The organism is Streptomyces sp. NPDC058664 (assembly GCF_042716635.1).
In the GTDB taxonomy this organism is placed as follows: domain Bacteria; phylum Actinomycetota; class Actinomycetes; order Streptomycetales; family Streptomycetaceae; genus Streptomyces.
In genome coordinates, this window is the sequence record NZ_JBHXRW010000015.1 from 59,340 (window position 1) to 77,549 (window position 18,210).

Genomic DNA, 18,210 nt, shown 5'->3' on the forward strand with positions numbered 1-18,210 from the left:
GGACAGCACAGCTGTCCGGGGCACCGTCGTCTTCGCGGGGCCGTCAGTGCTCGACGGCGCCGTCCTCCAGCTTCTGGCCCCTGAGCAGGAACCAGGCCGCGACCGCCGTCGCGAGGAGGACCGCCGCGCCGACGCCGGCCGCGATCCGCAGGCCGTCGACGAAGGCCTCCTGCGCGGCCGACACCAGGGCCGTCGCCGTGTCAGGGGCGAGGCCGCCGGAGGCCTCGACGGCGCCGCCGAGCGACTCGTGGGCGGCGGACGCGATGCCGGAGGGGACACCGGCCGGGGTGGCGAAGTCCCGGTAGACGCCGGTCACGATCGAGCCGAGCACGGCGATGCCGAGCGCGGCGCCCAGTTCGTACGCGGTCTCGGAGACGGCCGAGGCCGATCCGGCCTGTTCCTTGGGGACGCTGGAGAGGATCACGTCGGCGGTGACGGTGAAGGCGAAGCCGGCGCCCACGCCGACGACGAGCAGGGCGGCGCCGAGCAGCGGGTAGCCGGTGTGCTGGTCGAGCGTCGTCAGGACGGCGAGGGAGAGGCCGACCGCCGCGAGACCGCCGGCCACCACGGACCGTACGGAGAAGCGGCGGGCCACCACGCCGGCGATCAGACCGGCCGTGACCGCGCCGACGGCGGCGGGCAGTTCGGCGAGCCCGGCCTCCAGCGGCTGACGGCCCTGGACCAGCTGGAAGAACTGGGACAGGAAGAACACCAGGCCGGAGAGGCCGAGGATGGTCAGCAGGTCGGCGAGGACGGCGCCCGAGAAGCCGCGGTGGCGGAACAGGCGCATGTCCAGGAGCGGCGCGGGCAGGGTCAGCTGCCTGCGGACGAACCAGGCCAGGGCGGCGGCACCGGCCAGGGCGGCCAGGCCCGCGTCGAGGGAGGGGCCGTGGGAGGCCAGCTCCTTGATCGCGTACACGACGCCGATCAGGCCGACGAGGGAGAGCGCGACGCTGGGCAGGTCCCAGGGGCCGGGGTTCGGGTTCTTCGACTCGGGGATCAGCTTGATTCCGACGAAGACGAGAACGGCCATGACGGGCAGGTTGATGAGGAAGACCGAGCCCCACCAGAAGTGCTCCAGGAGGAACCCGCCGACGACCGGTCCGACGGCGGCGCCGGCCGAGGCCATGGCACCCCAGATGCCGATGGCGAGGCTGCGCTCGCGCGGGTCGTGGAAGAGGTTGCGGATGAGCGCCAGGGTGGACGGCATCAGGGTCGCGCCGGCGACGCCGAGGAGCGCGCGGGCCACGATCATCGTCTCGGGGCTGGTCGCGTAGGCGTTCAGCACGGAGACGGCGCCGAAGGCGGTGGCGCCGATCAGGAGCAGCTTCTTGCGGCCGATGCGGTCGCCGAGGCTGCCCATGGAGACCAGGAGTCCGGCGATGACGAAGGAGTAGACGTCGCCGATCCAGAGGAGCTGGGTACCGGAGGGCTCGAGGTCCTCGGAGAGGAAGGGGGTGGCGAGGCCGAGCACCGTGGCGTCGACCGCCACGAGGAGGACGGCCAGGACGAGGACGGAGAGGGCGAGCCACCGGCCGGGGCGGCGCACGCCCTCGGTATGGCCGGGGGTCCTGACGGTACTGGTGGTCACTTCTCCACGCTCCTGCGCGCTCCGCCGAGCAGCAGCTCGGCGATCATGTACTGGAAGTCCTTGGCGGCGACCCGGCCGTCCTGCACGGCCCAGGCGCCGGAACCGACGAGCCCGTAGAAGGCCTCGGTGAGCCAGGCGGGGGTCAGATCGATCCGGAAGACGCCGTTCTCCTGTCCGCGCCGGAAGAGCGCGGAGACCCGGGCGTCGAGGCGGGCCCAGCCCTCGTTGAGCTGGTCGCCCTCGAAGAGCTGGTTCTCGGTGACGAGGAACGACAGCAGGGGTGCGACGTGCTCCACCTCGGCGACGAGCCGGCGTACGGCCTCGTCCTCGGGTCCTTCGTCGAGCCCGGCCCGGTCGAGGGCCGCCTCCAGCTCCTGGAGCCCGAGCTCTTCGAGCGCCCGCACCAGGGCGTCCCGCCCGGCGAACTGCCGGTGCAGGGTCGCCCGTCCGATCCCGGCGGCCCGCGCGACCTCGTCCATGGTGGCGGTCGCCTTGCGGGAGAGCAGGGCGGCGGCGGCGCGGAGCACCTGGGTGCGATCGACTGACATGAGACAACCATACACCGGGTGAGACATCAACGTCTCAAAAGATAATTCGACGCCTCACCGAGGCGGGAGCGGAATGCTGTGAACATGACGAAGCCACTGTTGCTGATCGACGTCGACGGGCCGCTGAATCCGTACGCGGCGCAGCGCGAGCGGCGCCCGGAGGGGTACACGACGCACCGGATGCGGCCGAGCGGCTGGCTGTTCGACGCGAAGCCCCTGCGCGTGTGGCTGAATCCGGAGCACGGGGACGAGCTGCTCGCGCTGGCGGAGGCGTACGAGCTGGTGTGGGCGACGACCTGGAAGGGCGAGGCGAACGACTGGATAGGGCCCCACCTGGGACTGCCCGAGCTGCCGTTCATCGACTGGCCCCAGATGCACGGGAAGGCCCCTCGCGGGACCTTCTGGAAGACGCAGTACATCCTGGAGTACGCGGAGGGGCGGCCGTTCGCCTGGATCGACGACGACATCACCCCGTACGACCACGAGTACGTGGAGCGGAACCACCTCGCCGCCGCCCTGTTGCTGCACGTCGACCCCCGGATCGGACTGATCCGACCGGACTTCGACGCGCTCGCGGAGTGGGCGGCGGCGCTGTAGGACTACGTGGGACTACGGGTCGGTCAGTGCTTGGCGGTGGCCCAGGCGTGCTGGATCACCAGGTCCGCCTTGACCTCGACGAGCTGGGTGGCGACCGCCGAGGGGGCGGTGCCGCCGCGGCCGTCGCGGGAGGCGAGGGCGCCCGGGACGTTGAGGACCGTGCGGACCTCGGGGGTGAGGTGCTCGGAGATCTTGGCGAACTGCTCGTCCGTGAGTTCGTCCAGCTCCTTGCCCTCCGACTCGGCGACCTTCACGCACTCGCCGGCCACCTCGTGCGCCACCCGGAACGGCACGCCCTGCTTGACCAGCCACTCCGCGATGTCCGTCGCGAGCGAGAAGCCGGCCGGGGCCAGCTCCTCCATGCGCTCCCGGTTGACGGTGAGCGTGGCCATCATGCCGGTGAAGGCGGGCAGCAGGACCTCCAGCTGGTCGCAGGAGTCGAAGACCGGCTCCTTGTCCTCCTGGAGGTCCCGGTTGTAGGCGAGCGGGAGCGCCTTGAGGGTGGCGAGGAGGCCGGAGAGGTTGCCGATGAGGCGGCCGGACTTGCCACGGGCCAGCTCGGCGATGTCCGGGTTCTTCTTCTGCGGCATGATCGACGAGCCGGTGGAGAAGGCGTCGTGGAGGGTCACGAAGGAGAACTCCTTCGTGTTCCAGATGATGATCTCCTCCGCGATCCGGGAGAGGTTGATCCCGATCATCGCGGTGATGAAGGCGAACTCGGCGACGAAGTCGCGGGAGGCCGTGCCGTCGATGGAGTTGCCGACCGAGCCGCGCTCGAAGCCGAGGTCCTTGGCGACCGCCTCCGGGTCGAGCCCGAGCGAGGAACCGGCGAGGGCGCCGGAGCCGTACGGGGAGACCGCCGTCCGGGTGTCCCACTGGCGCAGCCGCTCGGCGTCCCGGGAGAGGGACTGGGCGTGGGCCAGGACGTGGTGGGCGAAGAGCACCGGCTGGGCGTGCTGGAGGTGCGTACGGCCGGGCATGGCGACGTCCGGGTGTGCCTCGGCGAGGCCGACCAGGGCGTCCTGGAGGTCGGCGACGAGGCCGCCGATGATCCGGGCGTGGTCGCGCAGGTACATCCGGAAGAGGGTGGCGACCTGGTCGTTGCGGGACCGGCCGGCGCGCAGCTTGCCGCCGAGGTCCGGGCCGAGGCGCTCCAGGAGGCCCCGCTCCAGGGCGGTGTGGACGTCCTCGTCGGCGATGGTGCCGACGAAGGAGCCGTCGGCGACGTCGGCCTCCAGGAGGTCGAGACCGGCGAGCATGCGGGTCAGCTCGTCCTCGGTGAGCAGCCCGGCCTTGTGCAGCACGCGCGCGTGGGCACGGGAACCGGCGATGTCGTAGGGCGCGAGCCGCCAGTCGAAGTGGACCGACGCGGACAGCTTCGCCAGGGCCTCGGCGGGACCGTCGGCGAACCGTCCGCCCCAGAGCCGGACGTCACCGTTGTTGCTGCTCACAGCTGTTGCTCCTCAGTCGAACGTGGGTGGTCGTCCATGGGCCGCCTGCGACCACACCCCTTTGCATGAGTATGCAGAGTGCCGCATGTTTCGTCAATCCAGGGCTTGGCGGACCGGATATTCGCAGGTGGCGGCCGCATGACGGAGCTACAGTCCCGCGCATGACAACGCTCGAACCGCTGCCTCCGCCGCTCCCGACGCAGTACTACTCCCCCGGAGAACGACTGCTGCACGGGAAGGGCATCGCCTCGGCCGCGGGAGCGGGACGCGCGGAGGACTGGATCGCGCTGGACGAGAGCGTGTGGGTGTACGCCTGGAGAACGGACAACCGCTGGTCGAGGCAGGGCAGCCTGCGCGTCGGCTTCCACTGGTTCGACGACCGCGAGATCTCGGACTGGAGGAGGTCACCGCACTGGCACGAGGCCGGCGCGGGGACGGGGACGGCGGCAGGTGTGTGCTGGAGCGCGCCGCCCACCGAGTCCGAGATCGCGATGGGTCTCTGCCACGACGACCCCAGGATCCGCCTCGCCGCGCTCCGGCTCGCCGAGGACGGTGCAATGCCCGCCTCCGCCCTGCCCCTCGTCCTGATCCGCTGCGCCGACACGGACACGACGGTCCGTGAGCTCGCTCGAACGGTTCTCGACCGCGCCCTCGCGGAGGCCGACGAGGACGCCGTGCGGGCGCTGGCGCCGCTCGCCCTCGTCCTGGACCTGCGTCGGTACGGAGGGTGGGTCCGCGAGACGGTCCTCGCCCGGGTGGGCGGGACGCCCGCGCGGGCGGTGGACGAGCTGATGGCGAGCCGCCGTCCGGAGTTCCGGGTCGCCGCACTGCGGGCCGGGGCCGCGGCGGGCCTGATCCGGCCGGCGGAGGCGTACGCGATCGCGGAGCGGGACGGCGACACGGGTGTCCGGGTGCACGCGGTGCGCACGGCGGTCCGGATCGCGGTCCGGGCCGCGCGGGCGGGCGACGGACCGGCGCTGAAGGACGCGCGCGACCGCTTCCTCACCTTCCTCGACGCCTGCCGGGACCCCTCCCTGCGCCACGCGGCGCTGGCCGACGCCCAGGAGGCGGGCCTCCTCCGCCCCGAGGACTCGGTACGGCTCGCCCTCACGCACCACGACGCGGTGATCCGGCGGCGCACCGTGACGGCCCTGACGGCCGGTCCCGACGGCGACCCGTACCTCGACCGGCTGCTGACCGCCCGGGACGCGGTCGTACGGGCGGCCGCCGTCGGACGGCTGCGGCCCGCCGGCCGGGGCGACGAGCTGGAGCGGCACCTCACCGACGCGTACGCGCGCGTGCGCGCGGCCGCGTGCCGGGAGTTCCGGGCGGCGGGCGGCGAGCCGCACACCTCGTACCGGAGCGTATGCGCGGACCCGTCGGCCGTCACCCCCGGGGCGGTCACCGGGCTCGCCGAGCAAGGAGAGCCGGACGACGTCCCGCTGCTGCGCCCCCTGACCCGCCATCCCCGGGGGACGGTGCGCGCGCGGGCGCTCGCCGCGCTCCGCATGCTGGGCGCGCTGCCCGGCGACGAACCGGCGGCGTTCGCCGACGACCCGCACCCGTCGGTGCGGGCCACGGCCCTGAGCTCCGTGCGCGACAGTCCCGGCGCGCTGCGCGACCTCCTCTCCCTCCCGTACGAGGACGTACGGGCCGGGGCGCTGGCGCATCTGTCGCGGAGGCACGGTCTCGACTGGCCCGAGGCCCTGCCGTTCCTCGACGACCCGTCACCGAAGGTGGCGCGGGCGGCGGCGGACGCACTGCTCGGGACGCGGCACGACATCCCCCTGCCCCTGCTGCTCGACATGGTCGCCCCCGGCAGCCCGCGGGCCCGGCGTGCCGCCGGACTCGCCCTGATCCTGCGTCGTGGGGAGCCGGAGTCGCTGCTCGTGGCTCTGCGCATGTTCGACGACGCGGACGGTGCCGTACGGGCGATGGCACGCGACAGGGCCGTGCGAGGCCTGTGGAGGCGGGCGGAGGTCACCGGCCCGCACGCGGACGAGATCCGCGCACTGAGCGAACGGCACGCCGTCGAACTCGCCCACTGGCTGGCGGAGATACGGAGACGCAACACGGAACGGCGGCGCTGAGGCGGACGCGACCGGTGGATGGGGCACGCGCGCCGGTACGGCCCTGCGGGAGGATCAGAGTCATGGGAAAAACATACGAACGCATCGATGGACGGCTCCGCGCCTTCATCGAGGACCAGCCGGTCTTCTTCACCGCCACCGCTCCCCTCTCCGGTGACGGACACGTCAACCTCTCCCCCAAGGGGCGTCGCGGCACCCTCGTCGTACTCGACGAACTGACCCTCGCCTACGTCGACTTCGGCGGCAGCGGTGCCGAGACGGTCGCGCACCTGCGGGAGCCCGGCAACGGGCGGATCACCCTCATGTGGACCGCTTTCTCCGGGCCGCCGACCGTCGTGCGGGTGCACGGGACCGGGGAGGCCGTGCTGCGGGACGACCCGCGGTGGGGGGAGTTGTTCGCGCGGTTCCCCGCGGAGGCCGTCGAGGGGCAGGGCAGCGCGCGGGCGATCGTCCTGGTGCACGCGCGGCGAATCAGCGACGCGTGCGGGTTCGCCGTCCCGCTGATGGAGTACCAGGAGGACCGGACGATGCACGCCGAGTACTTCAACCGGAAGACGGACGACGAGTTCAACGCGTACTGCGCCCGCAAGGAGCACATCGCCACCAGCCTCGACGGACTGCCCGCGCTGCCGCTTCCGCTGCCTCCGCTGCCCGCCTCGTAACCCTCACCGCGAGGTAACCCTCACCGCGAGGACCTGGCGCCGCGCCCGGACGGATTCCGCGCCGGCCGCGCATCGCCGTCGGAACGCGGGGCGGTCCGACGGCGATCACGCGCCACCGACGTCGCGGCCTACTTCTGCGCCAGCTTCAGCAGGTGGTCCGCGAGCGCCTGGCCGCCCACCGGGTCGCGGCTGATGAGCAGCAGGGTGTCGTCACCCGCGATCGTGCCGAGGATGGCCTGGAGTTCGGCCTGGTCGATGGCCGACGCGAGGAACTGGGCGGCGCCCGGCGGGGTCCGCAGGACCACCAGGTTCGCGGACGCCTCGGCGGAGATCAGCAGTTCGCCGGAGAGGCGCCGCATGCGCTCCTCCTTGGCGGACTCGCCCAGCGGGGCCTGCGGGGTGCGGAAACCGCCCTCGCTGGGCACCGCGTAGATCAGCTCGCCGCCGGTGTTGCGGATCTTCACCGCGCCCAGCTCGTCGAGGTCGCGGGAGAGCGTCGCCTGGGTGACGCTCAGCCCGTCGTCGCTGAGGAGCTTGGCGAGCTGGCTCTGCGAGCGCACCGGCTGCCGGTTGAGGATGTCGACGATCCTGCGGTGGCGAGCGGTGCGGGTCTGCGGAACCGACGGCCCTCCGTGCTCGTTCTCCTGCGCGTCGGTCATCGTCGTCTCATTCTCCGGTTCGTCCTTGCCCGTTCGCCACGTCGAGGACCCCGGGCAGCGCCTGGAGGAAGGCGTCCGCCTCGGCGTCGGTGAGGACCAGCGGAGGCATGATCCGTACGACATCGGGGGCGGGCGCGTTCACCAGGAGGCCGGCGTCCTGAGCCGCCTGCTGCACCTGGGGTGCGAGGGACTCCGTGAGCACGATACCCAGCAGGAGGCCCGCACCACGGACGTGGGAGACCAACGGGTGCCCCAGACCCTCGATTCCCTGCCGCAGCCGCTCCCCGACCGCCTTCACGTGGTCGAGGGCCGCGTCGGCCCCGAGGGTGTCGAGGACGGCGAGACCGGCGGCGCAGGCGACCGGGTTGCCGCCGAAGGTGGTGCCGTGGTGGCCGGGTGCGAAGAGGTCGGCCGCGGGACCGAAGGCGAGGGTCGCGCCGAGCGGGAGGCCGCCGCCGAGGCCCTTGGCGAGGGTGACGACGTCGGGCTCGACGCCTTCGTGGGCCTGGTACTCGAACCAGTGGCCGCAGCGGCCGATGCCGGTCTGCACCTCGTCGAGGACGAGGAGGGTGCCGGTGGCGCGGGTGATCTCCCGGGCGGCCCCGAGGTAGCCGGCGGGCGGGACGACGACGCCGTTCTCGCCCTGGATCGGCTCGATGATCACGAGGGCGGTGTCCTCGGTGACCGCGGCACGGAGCGCTTCCACGTCCCCGTACGGGACGTGGGTGACGTCGCCGGGCAGCGGCAGGAACGGCGTCTGCTTGGCCGGCTGGCCGGTGAGCGCGAGGGAGCCCATGGTCCGGCCGTGGAAGCCGCCGTCGGTGGCGACCATGTGGGACCGGCCGGTGAGCCGGCCGATCTTGAACGCGGCCTCGTTGGCCTCGGCGCCCGAGTTGCAGAAGAAGACCTTGCCGGGCCGGCCGGAGAGGGCGATGAGCCTCTCGGCGAGGGCCACGGGCGGCTCGGCGACGAAGAGGTTGGAGACGTGGCCGAGGCTCTGGATCTGCCGGGTGACGGCCTCGACGACCGCCGGGTGGGCGTGGCCGAGGGCGTTGACGGCGATGCCGCCGACGAAGTCCAGGTACTCGGTGCCGTCGGCGTCCCAGACCCTGGCGCCCTCGCCGCGGACGAGGGGCAGCCGGGGGGTGCCGTAGTTGTTCATCAGCGAGCCCTGCCACCGCTGGGTCAGCTGCTCGTTGCCGGGCTCCGTGGTGCCGCTCATCAGTCCCCCTGTCATCAGTTCCCCTGTCCGTCCGGCACGACCATCGTGCCGATGCCCTCGTCGGTGAAGATCTCCAGCAGGATGGAGTGCTGGACCCGGCCGTCGATCACGCGGGCCGTGGTGACCCCGTTCCGTACGGCGTGCAGGCAGCCCTCCATCTTGGGGACCATGCCGCTGGAGAGCTCGGGCAGCAGCTTCTCCAGCTGGCTCGCGGTGAGCCGGCTGATGACCTCGTCACTGTTCGGCCAGTCCTCGTAGAGGCCCTCGACGTCGGTCAGGACCATCAGCGTCTCGGCGCCCAGCGCCGCAGCGAGTGCCGCAGCCGCCGTATCAGCATTGACGTTGTAGACATGTCCGTCGTCCTGGGAGCGGGCGATCGAGGAGATGACCGGGATCCGGCCGTCCTCCAGGAGCGCCTGGATGGCGCCGGTGTCGATGGAGGTGATCTCACCGACCCGGCCGATGTCGATCCGCTCGCCGCCGATGACCGGCCGGTGCTTGGTGGCGGTGATCGTGTGGGCGTCCTCGCCGGTGAGGCCGACGGCGAGCGGGCCGTGCTGGTTGAGCAGCCCGACGAGCTCACGCTGGACCTGTCCGGCGAGGACCATCCGCACGACGTCCATGGCGTCCTCGGTGGTGACCCGCAGGCCCGCCTTGAACTCGCTGACGATGCCGTGCCGGTCGAGGGCGGCGCTGATCTGGGGACCCCCGCCGTGCACGACGACCGGCTTGAGGCCGGCCTGGCGCAGGAAGACGACGTCCTGCGCGAAGGCGGCCTTGAGGTCCTCGTCGATCATGGCGTTGCCGCCGAACTTGATGACGACGGTCTTGCCGTTGTGGCGGGTGAGCCAGGGCAGGGCCTCGATGAGGATCTGCGCCTTGGGGAGGGCCTTGTGCTTGCGGGTCGTGCTCTCGGCCGGCGTGTTCGCGGGGTTCTTGGGGTCGCTCATGAGGAGTACGCGCTGTTCTCGTGGACGTAGTCGGCGGTGAGGTCGTTCGCCCAGATGACGGCGGACTCGGAGCCGGCGGCGAGGTCGGCGGTGATGGTGACCTCCCGGTACCGCATGTCGACGAGGTCGCGGTCGTCGCCCACGGAGCCGTTCCTGCACACCCATACGCCGTTGATGGCGACGTTGAGCTCGTCGGGCTCGAAGGCGGCCTTCGTGGTGCCGATCGCGGAGAGCACCCGGCCCCAGTTGGGGTCCTCGCCGTGGATGGCGCACTTGAGGAGGTTGTTACGGGCGATGGAACGGCCCACCTCGACGGCGTCGTCCTCGGTGGCCGCGTTGACCACCTCGATGCGTATGTCCTTGCTCGCGCCCTCGGCGTCACCGATGAGCTGGCGGGCGAGGTCGTCGCAGACGGCCCGGACGGCCTCGGTGAACGCGTCCCGCGCGGGGGTGACGCCGGAGGCGCCGGAGGCGAGGAGGAGGACGGTGTCGTTGGTGGACATGCAGCCGTCGGAGTCGACCCGGTCGAAGGTGACGCGGGTGGCGCCCCGGAGCGCGTCGTCGAGGCCCTTGGCGTCGACGTCCGCGTCGGTGGTGAGGACGACGAGCATGGTGGCGAGGCCGGGGGCGAGCATGCCGGCGCCCTTCGCCATGCCGCCGACCGTCCAGCCGTCCCCGGTGACCACGGAGGTCTTGTGGACGGTGTCGGTGGTCTTGATGGCGATGGCGGCCTTCTCGCCGCCGTGCTCGGAGAGTTCGGCCGCGGCCTTCTCGACGCCGGGGAGGAGCTTGTCCATGGGGAGCAGGACGCCGATGAGGCCGGTGGAGGCGACGGCGACCTCACCGGCGCCGACCTCGGTGCCCTTCGCGCTGAGGACCTCGGCGACCTTCTCGGCGGTGGCGTGGGTGTCCTGGAAGCCCTTCGGTCCTGTGCAGGCGTTGGCACCGCCGGAGTTGAGGACGACGGCGGTCAGCTCGCCGTCGGCGAGGACCTGCTGGGACCAGACGACGGGGGCGGCCTTGACGCGGTTGGAGGTGAAGACTCCCGCGGCGGCGCGGCGGGGCCCGGTGTTGACCACGAGGGCCAGGTCCGGGTTGCCGTTCTGCTTGATCCCGGCGGCGATGCCCGCCGCCGTGAATCCCTTCGCTGCGGTGACGCTCACGGAGCGACTCCAATCGTGGAAAGTCCGGTGCTCTCGGGGAGACCGAGGGCGATGTTCATGCTCTGCACCGCGCCGCCGGCGGTGCCCTTGGTGAGATTGTCGATGGCGCTGATCGCGATGATCCGGTTCGCCGCCGCGTCGTACGCGACCTGTACCTGAACGGCGTTGGAACCGTAGACGGACGCCGTCGCCGGCCACTGTCCCTCGGGGAGCAGGTGGACGAACGGCTCGTCCGCGAAGGCCTTCTCGTAGGCGGCCCGCACGGTCTCGGCGGTGACGCCCGGCTTCGCGGCGGCCGTGCAGGTGGCGAGGATGCCGCGGGGCATCGGCGCCAGGGTCGGCGTGAAGGAGACGGTGACCCGCTCCCCCGCGGGGCCGCTGAGGTTCTGGATCATCTCGGGGGTGTGCCGGTGGCCGCCGCCGACGCCGTACGGCGACATGCTGCCCATGACCTCACTGCCGAGGAGGTGCGGCTTGGCCGCCTTGCCGGCGCCGGAGGTACCGGAGGCGGCGACGATCACGGCCTCGGGCTCGGCGAGACCGTTCTCGTACGCGGGGAAGAGCGCGAGCGAGACGGCGGTCGGGTAGCAGCCGGGCACCGCGACGCGCTTGGACCCTTCGAGCGCGGCGCGGGCACCCGGGAGTTCGGGGAGCCCGTAGGGCCAGGTGCCGGCGTGCGGGGAGCCGTAGTACGTCTCCCAGTCGGCGGGCTCCTCGAGCCGGAAGTCGGCACCCATGTCGACGACGAGGACGTCGGGACCGAGCTGCTCGGCGACGGCGGCGGACTGCCCGTGCGGCAGCGCGAGGAAGACCACGTCGTGCCCGGTGAGCTCGTCGGCGGTCGTGGGGACGAGGACGCGGTCGGCGAGCGGCAGCAGATGGGGCTGGAGCGCCCCGAGCCGCTGACCGGCGTTGGAGTGGCCGGTCAGGGCGCCGATCTCCACGTGGGGGTGGGCGAGGAGGAGGCGCAGGAGCTCTCCGCCCGCGTATCCGCTCGCACCCGCCACTGCTACTCGTACCGTCATCGAAAACCCTCCTCATGGATGGCATGACTATACGTCGCTCCGCAGTTTTATGCAACGACATGCGGTGCGCCCTACGGCGAGGGGACTTGGCACTCCAGGTGACCCCCCTGGCGCCCTGGCGCCCGGTCGGCCCGCAAGGGCGGAGGCCGAGAAGGCGGGGCCCGGGAGGCACCCCGGCCGAGGGAACCGGAGCCCGTCGCCGGGCTCCATCGCCATGACCGGCGGTCCCGGGTCCGCCCGCTCGTGACGCGGCCGCGGGACTTCCCCGAACCGGCCGCCGACGAGCAGCACGGCCGGAGCGCCGGCTCAGGTGGCGGTCGCCCTGGCCGAGCGGGGTCGCGCACGCAGGGCCGGCAGCCTGTCACGGTCCTCGGGGCCGGCCAGGCCCTCACCCAGCGCCAGGAGCGAGAGGAGCCGCACCGGACGGCCGGACGCGGCCGCGGCCTCCAGCTTGTGGTGGCCGTCGAGGAGGAAGTGCGTCAGGCCCCAGTGCCGGTAGTGGTCGTCCCCCGGGCCGACGGCCGGCTCGCACACGTCAAGGGTCGAGACCGCCACGGCCGTCGGTACCGTTCCCCGGCGCATGAGTTCGGCGTACTCCTCGACACGCCCCCTCTCGTTCCAGGTCGGGGGGACCATCGGCACGACGAACTCGTAGAGGTGAGCGGCCGCGTCGACCTCCGCCTCGAAGGTCCGGTAGTACGGCGTGCGCGGGTTCTCCGGGAGCCCCCAGAACCGGTCGAGCCCCCACGTGGCCACCTGCTCGTCGCCGAAGTAGTCGCCGTCCCGGCCGGGCACGACCGCACGGGGCTCCACGCGGAGCAGCATCGGCAGGTACTCGCCCTCCGGCAGCAACGCGCCGAACGCGTCGAGCACACCGCCGTCGTCCGGATCGGTGAGCGCGCCGGCGAGCCGCTCCCGCATGCCGTCCAGCGACAACTTCTCCCTGCCGGTCTCCAGCCGACGGAACAGCAGCGGACACGTTCCGCACCAGAGGCTGAGCTCGAAGGCGGGTTCCCCGTCGACGACGAGCAGCCTGGGCGGCGGCGCGCCCCCGGCCTTCCGCGGTCCCGCCTCGAAGCGCAGCCGCGCCTCCGGGGCCGGGACTCCGAGCCTGCGCGGCTCGCCCCATTCGATCACCACGGACCAACCGTACGGGACGCCCCACCTCGCCCCGACGCCACCGGACAGCGCTCCCTTCCACCACCCTCTTCCATCACCCCCTTTGCATGACCATGCGAGATGATGCATACTCTTCCTATGTCCAAGGTCCTCACCTCCCTGCCCGCCGGCGAGCGCGTCGGCATCGCCTTCTCCGGCGGCCTCGACACCTCCGTCGCGGTCGCATGGATGCGCGACAAGGGCGCCATCCCGTGCACCTACACCGCCGACATCGGCCAGTACGACGAGCCCGACATCGCCTCGGTGCCCGGCCGCGCCAAGACCTACGGTGCCGAGATCGCGCGCCTGGTCGACTGCCGCGCGGCGCTGGTCGAGGAGGGTCTTGCCGCGCTCACCTGCGGGGCGTTCCACATCCGCTCCGGCGGCCGCGCCTACTTCAACACCACGCCCCTCGGCCGTGCCGTCACCGGCACCCTGCTCGTCCGGGCGATGCTCGAGGACGACGTCCAGATCTGGGGCGACGGCTCGACCTTCAAGGGCAACGACATCGAGCGGTTCTACCGCTACGGTCTCCTCGCCAACCCGCACCTGCGGATCTACAAGCCCTGGCTGGACGCGGACTTCGTGACCGAGCTGGGCGGCCGCAAGGAGATGTCGGAGTGGCTGCTCGCCCACGAGCTGCCCTACCGGGACAGCACCGAGAAGGCGTACTCCACCGACGCCAACATCTGGGGCGCCACCCACGAGGCCAAGACCCTGGAGCACCTGGACACGGGTGTCGAGACCGTCGATCCGATCATGGGCGTCAAGTTCTGGGACCCGTCGGTCGAGATCGCCACCGAGGACGTCACGATCGGCTTCGAGCAGGGCCGCCCGGTGACGATCAACGGCAAGGTGTTCTCCTCCCCCGTCGACCTGGTCATGGAGGCGAACGCCATCGGCGGCCGCCACGGCATGGGCATGTCGGACCAGATCGAGAACCGGATCATCGAGGCCAAGAGCCGCGGCATCTACGAAGCGCCCGGCATGGCCCTGCTGCACGCGGCGTACGAGCGTCTCGTCAACGCGATCCACAACGAGGACACCCTCGCCCAGTACCACAACGAGGGTCGGCGCCTCGGCCGGCTGATGTACGAGGGCCGGTGGCTGGACCCGCAGGCGCTGATGGTCCGTGAGTCCCTGCAGCGCTGGGTCGGCGCGGCCGTCACCGGCGAGGTGACGCTGCGGCTGCGGCGCGGCGAGGACTACTCGATCCTCGACACCACGGGCCCGGCGTTCAGCTACCACCCGGACAAGCTGTCCATGGAGCGCACCGAGGACTCGGCGTTCGGCCCGGTGGACCGGATCGGTCAGCTCACCATGCGGAACCTGGACATCGCCGACTCCCGCGCCAAGCTGGAGCAGTACGCGAGCCTCGGCCTGATCGGTGCCGGCAGCCCCTCCATCGGCGCCGCCCAGGCGGCCGCGACCGGCCTGATCGGCTCCATGCCGGAGGGCGGCGCGGAGGCCATCGCGTCCCGCGGCGAGGTCTCCGAGGACGACGAGATGCTGGACCGTGCCGCGATGGAGTTCGGCACGGACTGAACCACCCCGCCGAGCGGCAGGCCCGGCACCCCGGAAGGCCGGTTCGACGCCCCGCGCGTCGGGCCGGCCTTTCCGTTCCACGGGACCCTTGCCGCCGCGGGCCCCGGCCCCGTGAACGATGCGCGGAGCTCCGCTCGTGGAGACGGCGTGATCGGAACAGGGCGGAGCCGTGTCGGTCTCGGCCTGTGGCAGATCCTCACCCCGCAGGAGCGCATCGCGCTCCTCGGCCACGAGTTCGGCGCCCTCGTGACCGCTCCGCCCCGCCTGCTCGTCGACGGCCTGCTCGTCCTCCTGGAGCACCTGACCCTCCGTGACTCGCAGCGCGCCGAGTACCTCGCCGACTCGGCCGCTGCCCGTGCGGCGGGCACGGAGGCGGCGGCCGGCCTCATGGACCGGCTCCTCGTCCTCGAAGGCGTCGCCGGAGAACTCGGCAGGGAGGCCGTGGCGGCGCGGACGCGGATCGGTGGAGCGCGCCGCGAGGATCCGGCCGAGGGGCTGTGGGAGCGCCTCGCCGCCCATGCCGTCTCGATCCCCGAGCACGAGTACGAGCGGCTTCGCCGGGTCGCGGAGCGGCGCGGACACCAGGTGGACTCCACGCACCCGCCCCCCCATCTCCGTCACCGGAGGCTGAAGCAGAGCGCACGGGTCGAGGCCGGCATCGTTCTCACCGCGCCGAGGGCCGCGGAGGTGGACGCGGCCCCCGCGGGGGTCCGGCTGAGCGTGGCCCGGGAGCTCGTACGGGGCTGATTCCGGCGGCGTGACCTTTTCTGTCACATCCCGGCGGGCCCTCACGTCAACGCGGTGACGGAACCGACGAGGAGTGAGGCGCCATGTCCGACGACACCTTCCTGACCGCCCTGACCGGGCGCTTCGACGCCCACGAGGAGCGCTTGCGGCGTCTTGCCCTGCGCATGCTGGGCTCGCGGGCCGAGGCCGAGGAGACGCTCGGGGCGGTACGGGCAGGGCTGGGGCGGGACGGCGGGGCAACAGCGGTGTCGGCATGGCTGACGGTGCTGGTGGGACGGGAGTGTGTGCGGGGACTCCAGGAGCGGCGAACGACCGGTGGGGCGGGTGGGGTTGCAGCTACTTCCGGGGCTGGTGGTCCGAGTGACACCGGTGGGGCTGACGCGGCCGGCGGGGCCGGCAGGGCCGGAGTCGAGGCCGTGTGGCTCGCGCTGTTCGTCGTACTGGAGTCCCTCGGGGCGGACGAGCGGCTCGTCTACGTCCTGCACGACGTGTTCGGGCTGCCGTCCCACGAGACGGCGCGGATCACCGGCCGCTCCCCCGAGGAGGTCACCCGGCTCGCCCGGCGGGCGCGGCAGCAGCTCCGGGGCGTCGGGCCGTCCCGTACCGAAGGAGACGCGGGGCGGCAGCGGGCGGTGGTGGACCGGTTCCTGACGGCCGCACGCGCGCGTGACGCCCGCACGCTCGCCGCCGTGCTCGACCCGGACGTGGTCGCCTGGTCCGAGCGCGGCCCGGTGCACGGCGCCCCGGCCGTCGCCGAAGGCGCGGGCGCCTTCGCGCGGTTCGCGGACGTGTCCCGGCCCGCGCTCGTCGACGGGGCCGTCGGGGCGGTCGCCTTCGTCGCCGGACGACCGGTCTCGGCGGTGGCGTTCACCCTTCGTCAGGACCGGATCGTCGCCCTCTCCTTCACCACGGGGGAGGAGAGGCTACGGGCGCTCGACCTGGCCTTTCCCGACTTCTGACGGACGGCGGAACGGGCGGGGCCGAAAGTCCCGTGCGGTCGGGCGACCGTGTCGGTTAGCCTCGACGGCATGTCCACGCCCCGAATTTCCTAGCTGAGGACCCGCACCCACGCCACCCGTGTGCCCTCAAGCCTTTTCGGAGCGTTTCCCCATGATCACCGTTCGTGGTGCCGACGTGCGCGTCGGCGCCCGGCTCCTGCTGTCCGGCGTCTCCTTCCACGTCGCCCCCGGCGACCGGATCGGCCTCGTCGGCCGCAACGGCGCCGGCAAGACCACCCTGCTCGACACCCTCGCCGGATTGCGCGCCCCTGCCGCCGGCACCGTCACCCGCACCGGCCCGGTCGGCCATCTCGCCCAGGATTCGCGGGCCGCCGACCCCGCCGTGACCGTCACCGACCGGATCCTCTCCGCACGCGGCCTCGACCGGGTGGTCCGGCGGCTGGCCGAGGCCGCCCGCCGGCTCGGTGAGGCTTCCGACGCGCGGGCGCTCGCCGCGTACGACCGGGCGGAGGCCGCGTTCGAGGCGGGCGGCGGCTACGCGGCCGAGGCGGAGGCCGCCCGCGTCGCCGCGGGCCTCGGCCTGCCCGCCGAGGTCATGGACCGGCCGGTCGGCCGGCTGTCCGGCGGCCAGAAGCGCCGGGTCGAGCTGGCCAGGATCCTCTTCGCCGGGCACGGCCGGGCCGACACCCTGCTGCTCGACGAGCCGACCAACCACCTGGACGCCGACTCGGTCGCATGGCTGCGCGGCCGTCTCGCCGCCCACCGGGGCGGTCTGGTGCTGATCAGCCACGACGTGCGGCTCCTCGCCGACACCGTCAACCGGGTCTTCCACCTCGACCCGCACCGGGCCGCGCTCGACGTCCACAACACCGGCTGGGACGTGTACCTCGCCCATCGGGAGGCCGACGAGCGGCGCCGGGTACGCGAACGCGCCAACGCCGAGCGCAAGGCCGCCTCGCTGCACGCGCAGGCGGACCGGATGAAGTCCAGGGCGGCCACGGCGACGACGGCCCGCAGCATGGCGCGCCGCGCCGACCGGATGCTCGCCGGACTCGACCCGGTGCGGCAGGCCGAACGGGTCGCCCGCATCCGGCTGCCCGAGCCCGCGCCCTGCGGCCGGACGCCGCTCGGCGCGGTCTCGCTCACCAAGGCGTACGGGGAGCGGCCGGTGCTCGACGGAGTGGACCTCGCCGTCGACCGGGGCAGCCGCCTGGTGGTGCTCGGTCCCAACGGTGCGGGAAAGACGACCCTGTTGCGGCTCCTCGCCGGGGAGGAGGCCCCTGACGGCGGGCGGGTGGTCCGCGGACACGGTCTGCGGCTCGGCTACTTCGCCCAGGAGCACGACACGCTCGACCCGGGCCGTACGGTCGGGGAGAACCTCGCCGGCGCGGCTCCGCACCTGACGGACGGTGAGGTACGGGCGGTGCTTGGCGCCTTCCTGTTCCGGGGCGACGACGTGGACAAGCGGGCCGGGGTGCTCTCCGGCGGCGAGAAGACGCGGCTCGCGCTGGCCGCCCTCGTCCACTCGGGCGCGAACGTGCTGCTCCTCGACGAGCCCACGAACAATCTGGACCCCGCGTCCCGCGCGGAGGTCCTGGCGGCCGTGGGCACGTATCCGGGCGCGATCGTGATGGTCACGCACGACGAGGACGCCATCGACGCGCTGCGTCCCGAGCGGGTCCTGCTGCTGCCGGACGCGGACGAGGACCTGTGGAGCGAGGAGTACCGGGAGCTGGTCGGTCCGGCGTGACGGCGGGTCGGAAGCCGGTCGGTCCGGCGTGACGGTCGGCCGGGGGCGAGCGGGAGTTCCCCGACCCTCGTGTCAGGGTCGAGTCGGTGGGAA

General features: G+C 72.7%; 16 protein-coding genes. 7 read left to right on the forward strand and 9 right to left on the reverse strand.

The genetic code is table 11. From position 1 onward, the window contains the following. Window positions 1-43: 43 nt before the first annotated feature. Window positions 44-1,591 carry an MFS transporter gene (locus tag ACFWUY_RS14755; protein WP_384107248.1) on the reverse strand — a complete coding sequence of 516 codons (1,548 nt, stop codon included), beginning with the start codon at window positions 1,589-1,591 and terminating at the stop codon, window positions 44-46. Then, the gene (locus tag ACFWUY_RS14760) at window positions 1,588-2,139 is read right to left on the reverse strand and encodes a TetR/AcrR family transcriptional regulator (protein WP_384107250.1); all 552 of its coding nucleotides are present in this window, start codon (window positions 2,137-2,139) and stop codon (window positions 1,588-1,590) included. The genes ACFWUY_RS14755 and ACFWUY_RS14760 overlap by 4 nt, the downstream gene beginning before the upstream one ends. Before the next feature lie 84 nt (window positions 2,140-2,223). Between ACFWUY_RS14760 and ACFWUY_RS14765 the strand changes: the two genes are divergently transcribed. Beyond that, window positions 2,224-2,736 (forward strand): HAD domain-containing protein, encoded by a 513-nt coding sequence (locus tag ACFWUY_RS14765; RefSeq protein WP_384107253.1) that lies wholly within the window; start codon window positions 2,224-2,226, stop codon window positions 2,734-2,736. A gap of 23 nt (window positions 2,737-2,759) precedes the next feature. Here the strand turns inward: ACFWUY_RS14765 and argH are convergent, their stop codons facing one another. Next, window positions 2,760-4,187 carry an argininosuccinate lyase gene (gene argH, locus ACFWUY_RS14770; protein ID WP_384107255.1) on the reverse strand — a complete coding sequence of 476 codons (1,428 nt, stop codon included), beginning with the start codon at window positions 4,185-4,187 and terminating at the stop codon, window positions 2,760-2,762. Window positions 4,188-4,348: 161 nt separating this feature from the next. Here argH and ACFWUY_RS14775 point away from each other — a divergent pair, with 161 nt between their 5' ends. Both ACFWUY_RS14775 and ACFWUY_RS14780 read left to right on the forward strand, forming a co-directional pair. After that, on the forward strand, window positions 4,349-6,277 hold the full coding sequence (locus ACFWUY_RS14775; protein ID WP_384107257.1) for a hypothetical protein: 1,929 nt from the start codon (window positions 4,349-4,351) through the stop codon (window positions 6,275-6,277). Window positions 6,278-6,339: 62 nt separating this feature from the next. Further along, complete coding sequence (locus ACFWUY_RS14780) at window positions 6,340-6,939, forward strand: pyridoxamine 5'-phosphate oxidase family protein (protein ID WP_384107259.1); 600 nt, start codon at window positions 6,340-6,342, stop codon at window positions 6,937-6,939. A gap of 128 nt (window positions 6,940-7,067) precedes the next feature. Here ACFWUY_RS14780 and ACFWUY_RS14785 read toward each other — a convergent pair whose 3' ends face one another. The 6 genes from ACFWUY_RS14785 to ACFWUY_RS14810 form a co-directional block, all read right to left on the reverse strand. After that, the gene (locus ACFWUY_RS14785) at window positions 7,068-7,598 is read right to left on the reverse strand and encodes an arginine repressor (protein WP_384107263.1); all 531 of its coding nucleotides are present in this window, start codon (window positions 7,596-7,598) and stop codon (window positions 7,068-7,070) included. A gap of 7 nt (window positions 7,599-7,605) precedes the next feature. Then, complete coding sequence (locus tag ACFWUY_RS14790; RefSeq protein WP_384107267.1) at window positions 7,606-8,820, reverse strand: acetylornithine transaminase; 1,215 nt, start codon at window positions 8,818-8,820, stop codon at window positions 7,606-7,608. A gap of 14 nt (window positions 8,821-8,834) precedes the next feature. Further along, the gene (gene argB, locus ACFWUY_RS14795; RefSeq protein WP_384107270.1) at window positions 8,835-9,770 is read right to left on the reverse strand and encodes an acetylglutamate kinase; all 936 of its coding nucleotides are present in this window, start codon (window positions 9,768-9,770) and stop codon (window positions 8,835-8,837) included. Next, window positions 9,767-10,933, reverse strand: coding sequence for a bifunctional glutamate N-acetyltransferase/amino-acid acetyltransferase ArgJ (argJ, locus tag ACFWUY_RS14800; RefSeq protein ID WP_384107272.1), 1,167 nt, complete (start codon window positions 10,931-10,933; stop codon window positions 9,767-9,769). The genes argB and argJ overlap by 4 nt, the downstream gene beginning before the upstream one ends. Next, window positions 10,930-11,958: an N-acetyl-gamma-glutamyl-phosphate reductase gene (argC, locus tag ACFWUY_RS14805; RefSeq protein ID WP_384107274.1), complete on the reverse strand. Its 1,029-nt coding sequence runs from the start codon at window positions 11,956-11,958 to the stop codon at window positions 10,930-10,932. The genes argJ and argC overlap by 4 nt, the downstream gene beginning before the upstream one ends. A gap of 306 nt (window positions 11,959-12,264) precedes the next feature. Then, window positions 12,265-13,098 carry a hypothetical protein gene (locus ACFWUY_RS14810; protein ID WP_384107276.1) on the reverse strand — a complete coding sequence of 278 codons (834 nt, stop codon included), beginning with the start codon at window positions 13,096-13,098 and terminating at the stop codon, window positions 12,265-12,267. A 117-nt stretch (window positions 13,099-13,215) separates the two neighbouring features. Here ACFWUY_RS14810 and argG point away from each other — a divergent pair, with 117 nt between their 5' ends. The 4 genes from argG to ACFWUY_RS14830 all read left to right on the forward strand — a co-directional run bounded on the left by argG (window position 13,216) and on the right by ACFWUY_RS14830 (window position 18,117). Then, window positions 13,216-14,661 (forward strand): argininosuccinate synthase, encoded by a 1,446-nt coding sequence (argG, locus tag ACFWUY_RS14815; protein ID WP_384107278.1) that lies wholly within the window; start codon window positions 13,216-13,218, stop codon window positions 14,659-14,661. 147 nt (window positions 14,662-14,808) lie between these two features. After that, the gene (locus ACFWUY_RS14820; protein ID WP_384107280.1) at window positions 14,809-15,408 is read left to right on the forward strand and encodes a hypothetical protein; all 600 of its coding nucleotides are present in this window, start codon (window positions 14,809-14,811) and stop codon (window positions 15,406-15,408) included. An 83-nt stretch (window positions 15,409-15,491) separates the two neighbouring features. Next, window positions 15,492-16,367 (forward strand): sigma factor-like helix-turn-helix DNA-binding protein, encoded by an 876-nt coding sequence (locus ACFWUY_RS14825; RefSeq protein ID WP_384107282.1) that lies wholly within the window; start codon window positions 15,492-15,494, stop codon window positions 16,365-16,367. A gap of 151 nt (window positions 16,368-16,518) precedes the next feature. Next, window positions 16,519-18,117 carry an ABC-F family ATP-binding cassette domain-containing protein gene (locus ACFWUY_RS14830; RefSeq protein WP_384107284.1) on the forward strand — a complete coding sequence of 533 codons (1,599 nt, stop codon included), beginning with the start codon at window positions 16,519-16,521 and terminating at the stop codon, window positions 18,115-18,117. The last annotated feature ends 93 nt before the right edge of the window (window positions 18,118-18,210 follow it).